We start from the raw sequence: 16,967 nt of genomic DNA, 5'->3' as shown, positions 1-16,967 counted from the left end.
ACGAAACTCCTCAAGATCGCTTGCCCGCCGCCTTGCCGGCATCATGCCACCACAGCGTCGGAAACGCGGAAAGCCCGTACTTCGGCATGTTCTCCGGCCGGCCAAAGCGGTCCCAGCGGGCCGTGCGATGGAACGGATAGGTGAATTGCGGCACCACGTAGTGATTCCATAACAGCACGCGATCGAGCGCCTTGGTGGCTGCCACGAGGTCGGCGCGGTCCTTGGCGAATATCACGCGCTCGATCAGCTTGTCGACGGCGGGATTCTTGATGCCGACGACATTGCGCGAGCCCGGCATGTCCGCGGCCTGCGAGCCCCAGAACTCCCTCTGCTCGTTACCGGGTGACAGCGACTCGATCCAGAGATTGCCGACGACGTCGAAGTCCCAGCTTCTCATCCGGTTCTCATACTGAGTCGAATCGACGGTGCGAACGCTGACGGCAATGCCCATGCGCTCCAGTGACGGCTTGTAGAACAGCATGATGCGCTCGGTGCTTGGCGCTTCCGACAACAACTCCAGTTCGAACGGCGCGCCGGTTTTGCTGTTCACCAGCTTGTGGTTGCGCACCTCAAATCCAGCTTCCTTGAAGAGCTTCATGCCCTCGCGCAGATTGTTGCGGACCGCCTCGGGGTTGCCGCCGACCGGATTGCTGTAGGGCGTGGTGAATACTTCGGCCGGCACCTCGGCGCGAACGGCTTCAAGGATCTCAAGCTCTTTGCCCTCGGGCAGACCGCTTGATGCCAGTTCGGTACCCTCGAAATAGCTATTGATGCGCTTGTACTGACCGTAGAAGAGCTGCTTGTTCATTTCCTCGAAATTGAACGCGAAGTTCAGCGCCCGCCGCACGCGAGGATCTTTGAACTTGTCGCGGCGGATGTTGAGGGCGAACGCCTGCATCACGCCGGCGTTGCGATTGGGAAATTCCTCGAGGACGACGCGGCCGTCCTTCACCGCCGGAAAATCGTAAGCCGTGGCCCAGTTCTTGGCGCTGTTTTCGGTGCGCCAGTCGACCTGATCGCCCTTGAAGGCTTCCAGCGCGACGGTGCCGTCGCGGAAATACTCATAGCGCAGTTCGTCGAAATTATTGTGGCCTATACTGAAATTGAGATCGCGGCCCCAGTAATCCCTGACCCGCTCGAGCGTCACCGAACGCGCCGCGTCGAAACGCTTGATCCTGTAGGGGCCGCTGCCGAGCGGCGGCTCCAGCGTGGTCGCGGAAATATCGCGCTTCCTGCCCGCATCATCGGTGCCTTCCCACCAGTGCTTCGGCAGCACCATCAGTTGCCCGACGATCTGCGGCAGTTCGCGGTTGCCCGGCGCGTCGAAGGTGAAGGTCACATCCCGCTCGCCGGTTTTCTCCACCTTGGTGATGTGACGGTAATAGGCTCCGTAGAACGGATGATGCTTCTTCAGCACGTTGAGCGAGAAAATCACGTCGTCGGGCGTGACCGGCTTGCCGTCGTGCCACTTCGCCTGCGCCCGCAGCCGATAGACTACGAAGGAAAAATCATCGGGATAGCCGACCGACTCGGCCAGCGCGCCGTACTCCGTTGAAACCTCGTCCAGTGACGGAGCCGTCAGCGCTTCATAGATCAGCCGCACTTCCGATGCGATCGAACCCTTCACCCCCGACACGACAGGGTTGAAGTTGTCGAAGGTTCCGATCGCGATCTGCCGCACCAGACCGCCTTTGGGCGCGTCCGGATTGACGTAATCGAAATGCCTGAAGCCTTCCGGATATTTCACCTCGCCGAACAGCGAAAGCCCGTGTCGCCATTTCAGGCCGGCCGGTCCGGCCTGCGCATGAGCAGCCTGGATCGATGAGGCGCCGGTCAGGACTTTGATTGCAGGCGCCGCCGCGATCAGGGCTCCGCCATGGAGAAGTCGTCGTCGTGTGAAGGCCAATGCGAATATTCCTGCGAACTGTCGGGGCGGGTTATAGCGTTTTCGAGCGAAGCGGGCGCAACTTGAAGCGCGCAGTGTTCCGGCCGATTATGTCGGTTTTCGGGGATGACGCCACCCCATCTCTCGAACTTGCGCGGCGAAACCCGCCGATCAAGCGGGGACAACCGGCGAAATGAGCGGGTTTGGCAACTTCTCGCCAACCGCTGGCGACGGTCTTCGGATTAAGACCATGCTGCGCCGCTAACTCTTTTTGAGCGGAGCCTTCGATCGCTGTATCGCTGCTCGGATGGCGTGCGTGGTCGTGACGCTGCCGTGAAGTATCTGTCCCATGACCCCCCCCGGAATGAAGGGGCAGCTTGGCTGATTCCCTCACACTCCGGGACCAGACACCTAGGGCTTGTCGGAATTCTTGCGCAGATAGGCGATGAGATCGGCGCGGTCGGTGTCCTTCGGAACGCCGGCGAAAGACATCGCCGTCCCCGGGATGTATTCCTTGGGGCTGGCCAGAAACTTGTCCAGTTCATCAAGCGTCCAGGTGCCGCCCTTGGCCTTCATGGCCGCCGAGAAATTGAAGTCATGACCCTGGCCGCGCGGCTCGCCGACGATGCCGTAAAGGTTAGGACCGACACGGTTCGGTCCGCCCTTCTCGAAGGTATGGCATGCGGCGCATTTCTTGGCGACGACGGCGCCGTTCTCGGCCGAAGCGGCTTGCAGCCTCTTCCCCAGCGACACCGCTGACGCGACGTCGGCTTCCTTACCCGTGGCCGCAGGCTTGCTCGCGGCCGCCGGCTTGTCGTCCTTCTGAACAGCCGCCGGCTCTTCCTTGACGTCGATTTTATAACCAGGCTTCGCAGGCACAGCCGGCGCGAATATCGCCCGCGCGACTAAATTCATCACCAGTAAAACCAGGCAGGTGCCAAGAACCGCACCAATAAATTTATTGATCATCGAGGGAGTCCATTTGCGGCAAGGCTCCACGCCCGCAAGTCGACCGCGGCTGGCTGAACGACCACGGAAACGCCGCCGAGACCTCCTCGCGCTCGCGGAGGCGGCAGAACGAGATAACGGTTTGCCGCCGGTCTGACAACCCGTATAAACGCCGCAGATATTAAGAACCTGCGCCAATTCCTTATCTTCCCCAACCGATGACCGAGACCCGCACCCTCGTGCTGATACCCGCCCGCATGGCGGCGACCCGACTTCCAGGCAAACCCTTGCTGGATATCGGCGGCCTGCCGATGATCGTCCATGTCCTGCGGCGAGCCGAGGCCGCCGGCATCGGGCGCGTCGCCGTCGCCACCGACACGTCCGACATCGCGAACGCCGTGAGGGCTCATGGCGGCGAGGCCATCATGACCCGCGCCGATCATCCGTCAGGGTCCGACCGCGTTTTCGAGGCGCTGGGTAAACTGGACCCCGAAGGCCGCATCGATACGATCGTCAACCTCCAGGGCGATTTCCCGACCATCCGTCCGGGCACGATCCGCGAGGTACTCAAGCCACTGGCCGATCCCGCGGTCGATATCGCGACGCTGGCCGCCGAAATCCATACAGAAGAAGAAGCCACCAACCCGAACGTGGTCAAGGCCGTCGGATCCCCGATCGGCCCGCGGCGGCTGCGCGCGCTTTATTTTACCCGCGCCACCGCCCCGCATGGCGAGGGCCCGCGCTATCACCATGTCGGGCTTTACGCGTATCGCCGCGAGGCCTTGCGGCGCTTTATCGAGCTGCCGCCCTCGCCTCTCGAGCAACAGGAGCGGCTTGAGCAATTGCGGGCGCTGGAGGGCGGAATGAGGATTGACATCATGATCGTGGAGGACGTGCCGCGCGGCGTCGATACCGCGGCCGACCTCGAAACCGCCCGCCGGCTCATCGTCGAACCAGCCTCGCGCGAACACCCGGCGCGCTGACAGAACACCTGATGACAAAGACCATGAAAATCGTATTCCAGGGCGAGCCCGGCGCGAACTCGCATATCGCCATCGCGGAAGCCTATCCCGATGCCGAACCATTGCCTTGCGCGACCTTCGAGGACGCCCTCGCCGCAATCACGTCCGGCGAAGCCGATCTCGGCATGATCCCGATAGAAAACTCGGTGGCCGGCCGCGTCGCCGACATTCATCACCTGCTGCCGCAATCCGGGCTGTTCATCGTCGGCGAATACTTCCTGCCGGTCCGCCATCAACTGTTGGCGCCGCGCGGCGCAAGGCTCGCGGACATCAAGACCGTCGAAAGCCACGTTCACGCGCTCGGGCAATGCCGCCGCATCATCCGCAAGCTTGGCATCCGGCCGATCGTCTCGGGCGATACCGCCGGCGCCGCCCGTCTTGTCGCCGAACGCGGCGACACGAGCTGCGCCGCGATCGCCTCGCGTCTGGCCTCGCAGATCCATCATCTCGATATTCTTGCCGAGAACGTCGAGGACGAGGATCATAACACCACGCGTTTCGTGGTGCTCGCGCGAGAGGCCGACTGGGCAAAGCAAGGATCAGGGCCGCTGGTCACCAGTTTCGTGTTCCGGGTGCGCAACCTGCCGGCCGCGCTTTATAAAGCGATGGGAGGCTTCGCCACCAACAGCGTCAACATGACCAAGCTCGAAAGCTACATGGTCGACGGCAATTTCTTCGCCACCCAGTTCTATGCGGATGTCGAGGGTCACCCGAACGATCGCGGCCTCGCATTCGCGCTGGAGGAGCTGAAGTTCTTTTCAAAAGAGCTTCGCATCGTGGGCGTTTACCCGGCTCATCCGTTCCGCGCGACCTTCCGCGAACAGGCGGATTGATCCAGTTTCCCGGGTTCCGCCACTTTTTATGTTGGGCAGAATTGCAGATGTGTCGTTATGCGCTCGATATCCCAACGCCAATAACTATTTTTAATAAGTAAATTCAATATATTACCTGCTTCATAGCCACCCACTTTGTGGCATGTCAGAGCTACATTGTCCATATTTGTGAGGATGATGGGCTACTTCCCATCTCAGGCGCAACCGATAATGGGCTAAGCTGGTGGGAATGTCGTTCCGCGAACAGCAGGTCCGCTCCCCGGCGTTTTTCCGGCAGGCTACCGTAACGCGGGCGCGACGGGACAGAAGCAGTGGAGTTTCACGAGCCATGACAGACGCTTTCGCTCCGTCTCATAACGGCCCTGGCGCGCGGAAAAGACCCACGATTTCGTTCGAGTTCTTTCCGCCCAAGACCGAGGAGATGGAGCGCAATCTTTGGGGCACCATTACCCGCCTCACGCCTCTCGATCCGAGCTTTGTCTCCGTGACCTACGGCGCCGGCGGCTCGACCCGCGAGCGTACCCATTCGACCATCGCGCGCATCCTGTCGGAGACCCGGCTTCGTCCCGCGGCGCATCTCACCTGTGTCGGCGCGCCGCGCGGCGAAATCGACGAGATCGTCAGCCGCTATCGCGACATCGGCGTCCGCCATATCGTTGCGCTTCGCGGGGATCCTCCGGGCGGCATCGGCACGGCCTACAGCACCCACCCCGAAGGCTATCGCACCTCCGCCGACCTCGTCGCCGGCATCAAGCGGCGGCATGGCGACATCGAGATTTCCGTCTCGGCCTATCCCGAGAAACATCCCGAAAGCCCCGACATCGATACCGACATCGATGTGCTCAAGGCCAAGGTCGATGCCGGCGCGACCCGCGCCATCACCCAGGTCTTTTTCGACAACGACCTCTATCTTCGCTACCTCGACCGGGTCCGCGCGCGCGGCATCGATATTCCGATCGTGCCTGGCATCATGCCGATGCATAATTTCAAGCAGGCGAGGGCTTTCGTGACCAAGGCGGGCACCACGGTTCCGGCCTGGCTCGCCGAAAAATTCGAAGGCCTCGATGAGGATCCGGAAACGCGCAAGCTGATCGCGGCCACGGTCGCGGCCGGTCAGGTTCAGAAACTCGCCAAGCGGGGCGTCGATACGTTCCACTTCTACACCATGAACCGCGCCGATCTGGTGTTCGCGATCTGCCATCTGCTCGGCATCCGGCCTGATGCCGCCCAAAAGGCGGCGTAAGTGCTCATTGATCGGCACGCGCCATTTTGCAGGGCTGCTTCCCCCTCTCCCCCAGGGGGAGAGGGTTGGGGTGAGGGGGCTCGGGCGCATCGAGCAAGATCGATGACGAAGAATATCCCTATCGCACGCCGCTTGAGACAATCGCAAACCGACGCCGAGCGCATGCTCTGGCTCCGGCTTCGAGATCGCCGGCTTGCTGGCTGGAAGTTCAAACGACAGGTACCCATCGATCGCTTTGTCGTCGACTTCTGCTGTGCCGATGGCAAACTTGTTATCGAACTGGATGGTGGTCAGCACAGTATCCAAGTTGCTCAGGATGCCGAACGCACGCAGGCGCTCTCCGCGATGGGTTATCTTGTGCTGCGCTTCTGGAACAATGACGTTCTGACAAATATCGAAGGCGTGTTAGGTGAAATTCTCTTGACCCTGCCCAAAACAACGCCGATCCCCCCTCACCCCGACCCTCTCCCCGATGGGGAGAGGGAGTAAGACTCGAGTTCGTTCATGTCCCCTCGTCCCGCTTCTCCCATCGCCGACAAATTCCGCGCCCTCGCCCGCGAACGCATTCTGGTGCTCGACGGCGCCATGGGCACCATGATCCAGGATCGAGGGTTCGATGAAGCCGCGTTTCGCGGCGAGCGGTTCAAGGAATTTCACCGCGACGTGCGCGGCAACAACGACCTTCTCATCCTCACCCAGCCGCAGGCGATCGAGGACATCCACGCGCAATACCTGCGCGCCGGCGCCGATCTCGTCGCCACCAACACGTTTTCGTCGACCTCGATCGCGCAGGCCGACTATGACATGTCGGATCTGGTCTATGAACTCAACCGCGAGGGTGCGAGGCTCGCGCGCTCGGCCGCGGAGAAGGTCAGCGCAGAGGACGGCAAGCCGCGCTTCGTCGTCGGCGCCATCGGCCCGACCAACCGTACCGCGTCGATCTCGCCGGACGTCGCAAACCCCGGCTACCGGGCGGTCACCTTCGACGACCTGCGCAAGGCCTATGGTGAGCAGATCAACGGCCTGCTCGACGGCGGCGCCGATCTGTTGCTGGTCGAAACCATCTTCGACACGCTGAACGCCAAGGCGGCGCTGTATGCCATCGCCGAAATCGGCGAGCAGCGCGGCATCGAGATTCCGGTGATGGTCTCCGGCACCATCACCGACAAGTCCGGCCGCCTGCTGTCGGGTCAATTGCCCGAGGCGTTCTGGCACTCGGTGCGGCACGCGGGTCCGATCACCATCGGCTTCAACTGTGCGCTTGGCGCGGAAGACCTGCGCGCGCACGTCGCCGAGATCGGCCGCGTCGCCGATACACTGGTGTGCGCCTATCCGAACGCGGGCCTTCCCAACGAGTTCGGCCAGTACGACGAAAGCCCCGATTACATGGCGCGGCTGATCGGCGAATTCGCGCAGGCCGGCCTCGTCAACGTCGTCGGCGGCTGCTGCGGCACCACGCCGGAGCATATCGCGGCGATCGCGGCCGCGGTCGCGCCGCACAAGCCGCGCGTCGTGCCGGCGATCGAACCGCGGTTGCGGCTGTCGGGGCTAGAGCCGTTCTCACTGACGCCGGACATTCCCTTCGTCAATGTCGGCGAGCGCACCAACGTCACCGGCTCGGCCAAATTCCGCAACCTGATCAAGGCGGACAACTACGCCGCCGCCCTCGACGTGGCCCGCAACCAGGTCGAGAACGGCGCCCAGATCATCGACGTCAACATGGACGAGGGCCTGCTGGATTCGGAAGCGGCGATGGTCACCTTCCTCAACCTGATCGCGGCCGAGCCGGATATCGCCCGCGTGCCTGTGATGGTGGACTCCTCCAAATTCTCCGTGATCGAGGCTGGGCTGAAATGCCTGCAGGGCAAGCCGGTGGTGAACTCGATCTCGCTCAAGGAGGGCGAGGAGAAATTCTTAGCTGAGGCCCGGATCGCCCGCCGTCACGGCGCGGCGGTGGTGGTGATGGCGTTCGACGAGACCGGGCAGGCCGATACCTGCCAGCGCAAAAGGGAAATCTGCAAGCGCGCCTACGACATCCTCGTCGAACAGGTCGGCTTTCCGCCGGAAGACATCATCTTCGATCCCAACGTCTTCGCCATCGCGACGGGCCTGGAGGAGCACAACAACTACGGCGTCGACTTCATCGAGGCGACGCGCTGGATCCGCCAGAACCTGCCGCACGCGCATATCTCGGGCGGCGTCTCCAACCTGTCGTTCTCGTTCCGCGGCAACGAGCCGGTTCGCGAGGCGATGCACTCGGTGTTTCTCTATCATGCCATCAAGGCCGGTATGGACATGGGCATCGTCAATGCCGGGCAGATGGTCATCTATGACGACATCGATCCGGAGCTTCGGCAGGTTTGCGAGGACGTGGTCCTCAACCGCGATCCCGGCGCGGGCGAACGGCTGCTCAATCTCGCGGAAAAATTCCGCGGGCAAGGCAAGCAGGCCAAGGAGGCCGATCTCTCCTGGCGCGAATGGCCGGTGGAGAAACGCTTAAGCCACGCGCTGGTCAACGGCATCACCGAATACATCGATCAGGATACCGAGGAAGCGCGGAAGTCGGCCGATCGTCCGCTGTCGGTGATCGAAGGGCCATTGATGGCCGGCATGAACGTGGTCGGCGACCTGTTCGGCGACGGCAAGATGTTCCTGCCGCAGGTGGTGAAGTCGGCGCGGGTGATGAAGCAGGCGGTCGCCTATCTGATGCCGTTCATGGAAGAGGAAAAGGCGCGCAATCAGGCCGCCGGCATCGAGGGCACGGGCAGCACCTCCGCCGGCAAGATCCTGCTCGCCACCGTCAAAGGCGACGTCCACGATATCGGCAAGAACATCGTCGGCATCGTGCTTCAGTGCAACAACTACGAGGTGATCGATCTCGGCGTGATGGTGCCGGCCGCCAAGATCATCGAGACGGCAAAGGCCGAGAAGGCCGATATCGTCGGCCTCTCCGGCCTGATCACGCCGTCGCTGGACGAGATGGGCTATTTCGCGGCGGAGCTTGAGCGTCAGGGCCTCAACCTGCCGCTCCTGATCGGCGGCGCGACCACCAGCCGCGTCCACACCGCCGTGAAGATCGATCCCAACTATCGCAGCGGTCCGGTGATCCATGTCAACGACGCCAGCCGAGCCGTCGGCGTCGTCGCCTCGCTGATGTCGCCGGAGCGGCGCGAGGCTTACGCGGCAGGCGTGCGCGCCGAATACGCCAAGATTTCCGCGGCGCATTTCCGCGCCCAGCAGGACAAGAAACGGCTGCCGCTGGCGGCCGCCCGCGCCAACGCGGTGCCGATCGACTGGAGCGGCTACCGCCCGGTCAGGCCGGCGTTCCTCGGAACCAAAGCCTTCGCCGATTATCCGCTGGAGGAACTGGTGGAGGTGATCGACTGGACTCCGTTCTTCCAGGTGTGGGAACTGGCCGGGCGCTTTCCGGCGATCCTCGACGACAAGGTGGTGGGCGAAACCGCCCGCGCCCTCTATGACGACGCGCGCAAGATGCTGGACCTCATCGTCAAGGAGAAATGGTTCACCGCCTCCGGCGTGATCGGCTTCTGGCCCGCCAACCGCATCGGCGACGATATCGCCGTCTATAGCGACGAGAGCCGCGCCACGCAGATCGCGACCTATCACACCCTGCGCCAGCAACTGGAAAAACGCGAGGGCCGTCACAACGCCGCGCTGGCCGACTTCATCGCGCCGAAGGAGACCGGCATCGCCGACTATATCGGCGGCTTCGCCGTCACCGCCGGGATCGGCGAAGACGAAATCGCCGCGCGCTTCAAGAACGCCAATGACGACTACTCCTCAATTCTGGTGAAGGCGCTGGCCGACCGCCTCGCGGAAGCCTTCGCCGAGCGAATGCATCAGCGCGTGCGCACGGAATTCTGGGGCTACGCGCCGGACGAGGCGCTGACCAACGATCAGCTCATCCGGGAAGAATATGCCGGCATCCGCCCCGCGCCCGGCTATCCGGCGCAGCCCGACCATACCGAGAAGGCCACGCTGTTCCGCCTGCTGGATGCGACGCGCGCGACCGGCGTCGAACTGACCGAGAGCTTTGCGATGTGGCCGGGATCGTCGGTCTCCGGCCTCTATTACAGCCATCCTGAAAGCCAGTATTTCGGCGTCGGCAAGATCGAGCGCGATCAGGTCGAGGACTATGCCGCGCGCAAGGGGATGGAGGTCGCCGAAATCGAGCGCTGGCTGGCGTCGATCCTCAATTACATTCCGGGTCAGGATGCTTCCGGAAAGCCCGCCGCGACGCCGGTACCCGCGCCCGCCAACGACGCCTCCGCCGACGTCGCCAATCATCCACCGGGCTGCCAGTGCGCGGTTCATCTGCAGCTTCGCAAGACCACGGCGCGGGCGGGCTGACCGTGGACGCGTCCGCGATCGCCGCCGCCTTGCTCGATTCTCCTGCGGACGCGATCATCGCCACCGACCGCAACGGCATGATCACGTTCTGGAATCCGGGCGCGGTCAGGATTTTCGGCCATGGCGCGGATGAGGCGACCGGCCAGTCGCTCGATCTGATCATCCCTGAAAACCAGCGCGGGCGACACTGGGCCGGATATCGCGAGGTGATGCTGACCGGGCAGAGCCGCTACAGCGGCGGCGACGTGCTCGCCGTTCCCGCGCTTCACAAGGACGGAAGGCGCATCTCGCTCGAATTCACCATCGTGCCGCTGACGGACGCGAGCGGCCGCATCACCGGGCTGGCGTCGGTGCTGCGCGACGTCACCGCGCGTTTCGAGGAAATCCGCCAACTGCGCCGCGAGGCGGCGGCGAAGGTCTGAACCAGGGGCTCGGCCGGCGTTTCCACATCTCCGGCATTACGGCAAGGCCTATTCTTCGTCGCTCGCCAGCACGCCACGCACCGCGGCCGCCCACCCCTTGAGCTTCCGCGTACGCGTCGCGGCGCTCATCGCCGGCTTGAAACAGCGATCGCGGCGCCAGTTGTCGGCGAACCGCGACGGCTCCGGATAAACGCCCGCGGACAGTCCCGCGAGGTACGCCGCGCCCAGCGCCGTGGTCTCCTGAATGACCGGCCGGTCGACCGGAACCCCGAGCAGGTCCGCGAGGCGCTGCATGGTCCAGTTGGAGGCCGTCATGCCGCCGTCGACACGCAGCACGGTGCGCGCGGCGTCGGCGACCGGCCAATCGGCGCGCATCGCCTCCCAAAGATCAAACGTCTGGTAGCAGACGCTTTCCAGAGCCGCATGAGCGAGTTCCGCCGGTCCGGTGTTGCGGGTCAGTCCGAACAACGCGCCGCGCACGTTCGGATTCCAGTACGGTGCTCCCATCCCGACGAAGGCCGGCACAAGATATACCGATTGGGCGGGATCTGACTGCTCCGCCAGCGGCTCCGTCTCCGAAGCATTCCTGATGAGGCCAAGGCCGTCCCGCAGCCACTGCACCGCCGAGCCGGCGACGAAGATCGAACCTTCCAGCGCGTAGGTGCGCTCGCCATTCAGCTGATAGGCGATCGTCGTCAGCAGCTTGTTTTTCGAGGCGACCGGCGTCGCGCCGGTGTTGAGCAGCGCGAAGCAGCCGGTGCCATAGGTCGACTTGATCATTCCGGGGGCAAAACACGCCTGCCCCACCACCGCCGCCTGCTGGTCGCCGGCGATGCCCCGGATCGGGATCGGCGCGCCGAATAGTTCCGGGGCGCTGTCGCCGAAATACGCCGAGGAATCCTTCACCTCCGGCAGCATCGCGCGCGGCACCTGGAGAATATCCAGGAGCGTGTCGTCCCAGTGTCCGGTGTGAATGTCGAACAGCATCGTGCGCGACGCATTGGTGGCGTCGGTCGCGTGCACCTTGCCGCCGGTCAGCCGCCACAGCAGATAACAATCCACGGTCCCGAACATCAGCTCGCCGCGCTCCGCCCCCGCGCGCGCACCGGGCACCGAATCGAGGATCCAGGCGACCTTGGTGCCGGAGAAATAAGGATCGATGATCAGGCCGGTTTTCGCCGATATCGCGGGCTCATGGCCCCCGGCTTTCAGCCGCACGCAGATATCCGCGGTGCGCCGGTCCTGCCATACGATGGCGCGATGCACCGCCTTTCCGGTGGCGCGGTCCCAGACCACCGTGGTCTCGCGCTGGTTGGTGATGCCGATGGCCGCGATGTCCTTCGGCGTGACGCCGGCCTTCTCCATCGCCTGCCGGCAGGTTGCAACGGTCGAAGTCCAGATGTCTTCCGGCTCGTGTTCAACCCAGCCCGACGCCGGAAAGTGCTGCGGGAATTCCTGCTGCGCGATCGCGGCGACGGTAAGGTCGGCGCGAAACACGATGGCCCGTGACGATGTAGTGCCTTGATCAATGGCGAGGACGTGGGTGACCATGGCGTTGTTCTCGAACTTGCGGGTTCACGGCGGCGGCACAAGGGTCCAGAGCGGCAAGGCAAGCGGATTGCCTGTCCAAGGTCAAGTTTGTGCCTTCGTTTTGATTCAAACTTCAACCGACGATAAGGATAAGACGATATGGATAATAAGACGCCTGGCGCGGCTTCATCCACCTCGTCCCGCAAGGCGGAAATGCCTCGCCGAGAACGAATCGCCCTCTGTTTTCATGACTGTTCAGCAACCGAAAGACCCTAGATGATACTGGCAAAGATGATTCTGGCCGGCTCCTTGCTCGCGATCGTCGGCGCGACGGCCCCCGCTCAGGCCACGCCACCAACCCAGCAAACGCCATCGGCAGAGACCCGCAAGGGTCTGGTGACGGTCGTCAACCGGCTCAACGGCACGATTGCGATCCGCGAGGAGAACAAGGGCAAGGACAAAGCCAAAGACGAAGAAGACAAGGACAAGGACAAGGACAAGGACAGCAAGGATAAGGCCGATGCCGAGGGCGCAACCACGCAGTTCAAGATCGACCTCAAGCTGTCGGAGTCGGTGCACGCCGGCGACAAGGTGAAGTTTTCCGTCAAGGACGGCGGCGATCCCAAGACCAGCACTGACAAGACCATCACCAAAATCGAGGTGGAGTAGCCGCGAAGCGGATCGCCTCAGAGCCGTTCCGCTCCTGACAGAGTTAAAGCGTTTTCGAGCGAAGTGGGGACCGGCTCGCGTGAAGAAAACGCGTCAAATCCATATCATGGAGCCTCGCTTCTGATTCAATCAGAAGCGAGGCTCCATGATGCTGGTCTGAGGCGCTGTCCTCATGGAAGTACCTCGAACAGGCCCGCCGCGCCCATGCCGCCGCCGACGCACATGGTGACCACGGCGTACCTGGCCTTGCGCCGGCGTCCTTCGATCAAGGCATGACCGGCAAGACGCGCGCCGGACATGCCGTAGGGATGGCCGACCGCGATCGCGCCGCCGTCGACGTTGATTTTTTCAGGATCAATGCCCAGCCTGTCGCGGCAATAGATCACCTGCACCGCGAACGCCTCGTTCAGCTCCCAAAGATCGATGTCCTCCACAGTGAGGCCGTGCCGTTTCAGAAGACGCGGCACCGCGAACACCGGGCCGATGCCCATTTCATCGGGCTCGCAGCCGGCTGAGACGAAACCGCGGAAGGTGCCGAGCGGCTTGAGGCCGCGCCTCGACACTTCCTTGTCGCTCATGATCACGCTCGCGCTGGCGCCGTCCGACAGCTGGCTGGCATTGCCGGCGGTGACGGTGCAGCCCTCCCCGCGAACCGGCTTGAGCCCGGCGAGACCTTCAGCGGTCGTATCAGGGCGCGGACCTTCGTCCTGCGACAGCGTCACGTCCCTGAACGTGATGTTCCCGGTTTCCCTGTCGGCGATCGCCATTCTTGTGGAGATCGGCGCCAGCTCGTCGGTGAACCGGCCGCCCTGCTGCGCGGCGGCGGTGCGGCGCTGGCTTTCGAGCGCATATTCGTCCTGCGCCTGGCGCGAGATGCCGTAACGCTTGGCGACCACTTCCGCGGTGTCGATCATGGGCATGTAGACCTCGCGCTTGATCTCCAGAAGCGCCGGATCCTCCGCATGAAAGGTGTTGGCGTGCTCGTTCTGCACCAGGCTGATCGATTCGCCGCCACCGCCGACTGCGATTGCGACGCCGTCGAACAGGACGGAGCGCGCGGCCAGCGCGATCGCCTGAAGGCCAGAGGCGCATTGGCGGTCGATGGTGGCGCCGGCGACGGTCACGGGGAGCCCGGCGCGAAGCAGCGCCTTGCGGCCGATGTTGCCGCCGGTGGCGCCCTGCTGCATCGCCACGCCCATCACCACGTCCTCGATCTCCTTCGGATCAACCCCGGCGCGGACAACGGCTTCTCCGATGGCATGGCCGAGCAGGGTCGCTCCTTCAGTGGCGTTGAGGGCGCCCCGATAGGCCTTGCCGATCGGCGTGCGGGCGGTGGAGACAATCACGGCTTCGGTCATCGGCGGTTCCCTGGCAATTCGGGTTCATTCTGATCTAGAGCCTTTCCGCTTCTGATAAAATCAGAAGCGGACTCTATGATTTTGATTTGACGCGTTGTCTTCAGGCGAACCGGTATTCATTCTCGGGTCAAGCCCGAAGACACGCTTCGCTCAGAAGCGCTTCTGGCCTGATCAGAACGCCGCCGCCAGTTCCCTCGCACCCGGCTTTGAGCTGTTGCTGTCCATCCGGGCGTTGGTGACCGCGAGCAGCTTCGCGACCGTGTTGTGACGAATCGCCACCGGATTGCGTTCATAGCCCCGGCGCTGGAAGAAATTCGCCGTCGGCACCCGTTCGCGCATCGCCTGCGGCATCGTCACCATGTCGAAGCCGGTGCCGTCGCCGGTGAGATTCATCATTTCCAGTTCAGCGGCGGTCAGCGGACGGGAATATCCCTTGTTGCGCGCGAAAATAACCGAGGTCAGGAGCTTGTGAGTCTGCAACAACGGACCGACATCGATATCGAGCACCAGCGCATGGATCGCCCAGCCTTTCGGCGTATCGGCCAGCTTCTGGTGCGCGCTCCAGGTATCGGGCACCGAGCGCGCGTAAGCCACCATCCGCTTGACGATCGCGATCTTGCGCTCGGTCGCCGCACGCTGCGGTCCTGACGATCGCGCCGCTTTCTGGCCAAGCGCGCGCAGGATGTCATCGCCCTGCTCGGCGAGAAGTTCGACACTGTTGGTGGTGAGCAGCTGATTATAGCCAATCGCGGTGGAGATCGCGCGCGATCCCGGCCGGGAGGAACTGAGGCCCGATTGCATGTCGTGATTGCCGTTGCCGCCGGTCTCGAACGAATAGACCCGGACCGCCTGCTCTTTCGTCAGGCCGTAGGCGCGCGCCACGCTCGCATAGGCGCGCTTGAAATCGATTTCGGTTCTGGGCCGCTGCGGCGCGAACTGGAACTGCTCCGCCGCCGCCCTCAGGAAATCGGCGACGACGGGAATGGATTTGCGTTGCCGCGGCGAACGTTCCTCTTCAGGCTCCGGGTTGATCGGGCGCTCCGGTCCATCATAAAGCGGAGGATGGACCAGCACATAATCATCGAGCGAGACGGGCCGGCGGTCGCGCCGCTTGGCATTGCGAACCCGCCGCCTCTCGGCGATCGCGTTCCAGTAGGCGCCCGCCTCCTGCTCGAAGGCAGCGCGAGCCTCCTGATACGCCTTCAGCTTGCGGCGGTAATCCGCGATGGCGGCGGGGGATGGGGCCTGCGCCATCGCGCCGGCGAACGACGCGGGCGCCGCTGCGCCATCGGGAACGTCAGCGAGCGACGCAAGCAGCAGCGCGCCCGCGACGATTTGGTGACAACGACGAATCATTCGGCTCCGCATCGAACCTGTGTAGCAAGCCCGCCGCGGATGTCAGCCGCCAAAAGGTCGTGGCCGAGCCCCTGCCTTGCGGGAACGGCTATCAATGGCTTCGAGACCGATGCATCGTCGCTGTCGCGGTTGTGGAACGGGGTGCGTTCCGATAGCTTCCGCGCACATTGATCCCCGCGCTGAGTAGCCGGATTCAAACTGCGTCGAGTCAAATCTGCCTTATTATCTTTCAACTGAGCTTGATCTTGTCTGAAAACCGGTTCCCGCTTTTCGGATCATGCTCCAGACACGAAACCACATGTCAGGCCGCCCCAAACTCGTGCTCGCCTCCGGTTCGCCGCGACGGCTCAGCCTCCTCAACCAGGCAGGAATCGAACCCGACGCGCTGCGGCCTGTCGACATCGACGAGACGCCGACGAAGGGAGAACTTCCCCGCGCCTGCGCCAATCGCCTCGCTCGCGCCAAGGCTGACGCCGCGTTGAGAGCATTACAGCTCGACGACGAGCTTCGCGGCTCGTTCATCCTGGCTGCCGATACCGTGGTCGCAGTCGGCCGCCGCATCCTGCCCAAGGCCGACCTGGTCGATGAGGCCTCGCAGTGCCTGCGGCTGCTCTCGGGACGCAATCATCGCGTGTACACCGCCGTATGTCTCGTGACCCCGAAGGAAAACTTTCGTCAGCGGCTGGTCGAAACGCGTGTGCGCTTCAAGCGGCTGAGCGAGGAAGACATTCAGGCCTACATCGGCTCCGGTGAATGGCGGGGCAAGGCGGGCGGCTACGCCATTCAGGGCATCGCCGGTTCGTTCGTGGTCAAGCTGGTGGGCTCCTACACCAATGTGGTCGGGTTGCCGCTCAACGAGTCGATTGCGCTACTCGGCGGCGAGGAATTTCCGATCCGCGCCGGCTGGCTGGATGCCGGTTAGGAAACCAGCCCGCGCGCGGCCGGAGAAGCCGTGCCCGATCTGCGGCAAGCCGTCGGTCGAGGCTTCGCGTCCGTTTTGCTCCGAGCGCTGCCGCGACGTGGATCTAAACCGCTGGCTGTCCGGCTCCTACGCCATTCCCGCCAGCAGCGCCGATGATGAGGATGCGGAATAGGCCGCGAGGCTGCCGGGCCGGCTGTGGCCTGGTCGAGGGAAAGCTCGCGGCGCGTGACGGTGCCGACAGACGGGTGGACAGCGCCTTCCGGCGTGACTATAAACCGGCGCGCCCTGCTGAAGCCGGACGACGCCCAGGTAGCTCAGTTGGTAGAGCATGCGACTGAAAATCGCAGTGTCGGTGGTTCGATCCCGCCCCTGGGCACCATGGATTCGCTAAGTAGCTGATCTGGCGGG

General features: G+C 63.5%; 14 protein-coding genes and 1 tRNA gene. 10 read left to right on the top strand and 5 right to left on the bottom strand.

Annotation, left to right across the window (positions count from 1 at the left end):
- Positions 1-10 precede the first annotated feature (10 nt).
- Positions 11-1,906, bottom strand: a complete 1,896-nt coding sequence (locus tag ACMYR2_RS02085) for an extracellular solute-binding protein (protein WP_347264871.1) — start codon at positions 1,904-1,906, stop codon at positions 11-13.
- A gap of 390 nt (positions 1,907-2,296) precedes the next feature.
- On the bottom strand, positions 2,297-2,854 hold the full coding sequence (locus ACMYR2_RS02080) for a cytochrome c family protein (RefSeq protein WP_347264870.1): 558 nt from the start codon (positions 2,852-2,854) through the stop codon (positions 2,297-2,299).
- A 197-nt stretch (positions 2,855-3,051) separates the two neighbouring features.
- Between ACMYR2_RS02080 and ACMYR2_RS02075 the strand changes: the two genes are divergently transcribed.
- The 6 genes from ACMYR2_RS02075 (at position 3,052) to ACMYR2_RS02050 (ending at position 10,724) form a co-directional block, all read left to right on the top strand.
- On the top strand, positions 3,052-3,816 hold the full coding sequence (locus ACMYR2_RS02075) for a 3-deoxy-manno-octulosonate cytidylyltransferase (RefSeq protein ID WP_347264869.1): 765 nt from the start codon (positions 3,052-3,054) through the stop codon (positions 3,814-3,816).
- Between the two features lie 11 nt (positions 3,817-3,827).
- On the top strand, positions 3,828-4,688 hold the full coding sequence (locus ACMYR2_RS02070; RefSeq protein WP_347264868.1) for a prephenate dehydratase: 861 nt from the start codon (positions 3,828-3,830) through the stop codon (positions 4,686-4,688).
- A gap of 328 nt (positions 4,689-5,016) precedes the next feature.
- Positions 5,017-5,931, top strand: coding sequence for a methylenetetrahydrofolate reductase [NAD(P)H] (gene metF / locus ACMYR2_RS02065; RefSeq protein ID WP_347264867.1), 915 nt, complete (start codon positions 5,017-5,019; stop codon positions 5,929-5,931).
- 102 nt (positions 5,932-6,033) lie between these two features.
- The gene (locus tag ACMYR2_RS02060; RefSeq protein ID WP_347264866.1) at positions 6,034-6,420 is read left to right on the top strand and encodes an endonuclease domain-containing protein; all 387 of its coding nucleotides are present in this window, start codon (positions 6,034-6,036) and stop codon (positions 6,418-6,420) included.
- Between the two features lie 15 nt (positions 6,421-6,435).
- A complete protein-coding gene (gene metH / locus ACMYR2_RS02055) occupies positions 6,436-10,302 on the top strand; it encodes a methionine synthase (protein ID WP_416193603.1) in 3,867 nt (1,288 codons plus the stop codon).
- Between the two features lie 2 nt (positions 10,303-10,304).
- Positions 10,305-10,724, top strand: coding sequence for a PAS domain S-box protein (locus ACMYR2_RS02050; protein WP_347263854.1), 420 nt, complete (start codon positions 10,305-10,307; stop codon positions 10,722-10,724).
- Between the two features lie 48 nt (positions 10,725-10,772).
- On the opposite strand, the gene glpK is transcribed toward ACMYR2_RS02050, so the two are convergent.
- Positions 10,773-12,275: a glycerol kinase GlpK gene (glpK, locus tag ACMYR2_RS02045; RefSeq protein ID WP_347263853.1), complete on the bottom strand. Its 1,503-nt coding sequence runs from the start codon at positions 12,273-12,275 to the stop codon at positions 10,773-10,775.
- A 255-nt stretch (positions 12,276-12,530) separates the two neighbouring features.
- On the opposite strand from glpK, the gene ACMYR2_RS02040 reads away from it, so the two are divergent.
- Complete coding sequence (locus tag ACMYR2_RS02040) at positions 12,531-12,923, top strand: hypothetical protein (RefSeq protein ID WP_416193602.1); 393 nt, start codon at positions 12,531-12,533, stop codon at positions 12,921-12,923.
- A 170-nt stretch (positions 12,924-13,093) separates the two neighbouring features.
- Here ACMYR2_RS02040 and ACMYR2_RS02035 read toward each other — a convergent pair whose 3' ends face one another.
- Positions 13,094-14,281 carry an acetyl-CoA C-acyltransferase gene (locus tag ACMYR2_RS02035; protein ID WP_416193601.1) on the bottom strand — a complete coding sequence of 396 codons (1,188 nt, stop codon included), beginning with the start codon at positions 14,279-14,281 and terminating at the stop codon, positions 13,094-13,096.
- A gap of 171 nt (positions 14,282-14,452) precedes the next feature.
- Positions 14,453-15,649, bottom strand: coding sequence for a hypothetical protein (locus tag ACMYR2_RS02030; RefSeq protein WP_347263850.1), 1,197 nt, complete (start codon positions 15,647-15,649; stop codon positions 14,453-14,455).
- A 286-nt stretch (positions 15,650-15,935) separates the two neighbouring features.
- Between ACMYR2_RS02030 and ACMYR2_RS02025 the strand changes: the two genes are divergently transcribed.
- From ACMYR2_RS02025 to ACMYR2_RS02015, 3 genes are all read left to right on the top strand, one after another.
- On the top strand, positions 15,936-16,559 hold the full coding sequence (locus ACMYR2_RS02025) for a Maf-like protein (RefSeq protein WP_416193600.1): 624 nt from the start codon (positions 15,936-15,938) through the stop codon (positions 16,557-16,559).
- Entirely contained in the window at positions 16,549-16,731 is a 183-nt protein-coding gene (gene yacG / locus ACMYR2_RS02020) for a DNA gyrase inhibitor YacG (protein WP_347263848.1), read from the top strand. Before ACMYR2_RS02025 ends, yacG begins: the two co-directional genes overlap by 11 nt.
- Before the next feature lie 131 nt (positions 16,732-16,862).
- Positions 16,863-16,938 (top strand) — tRNA-Phe (locus ACMYR2_RS02015).
- Positions 16,939-16,967 lie beyond the last annotated feature (29 nt).

Source organism: Nitrobacter sp. TKz-YC01 (genome assembly GCF_047824785.1).
Taxonomy (GTDB): Bacteria; Pseudomonadota; Alphaproteobacteria; order Rhizobiales; family Xanthobacteraceae; genus Nitrobacter.
This window is presented reverse-complemented; position numbering and strand designations above follow the sequence as displayed.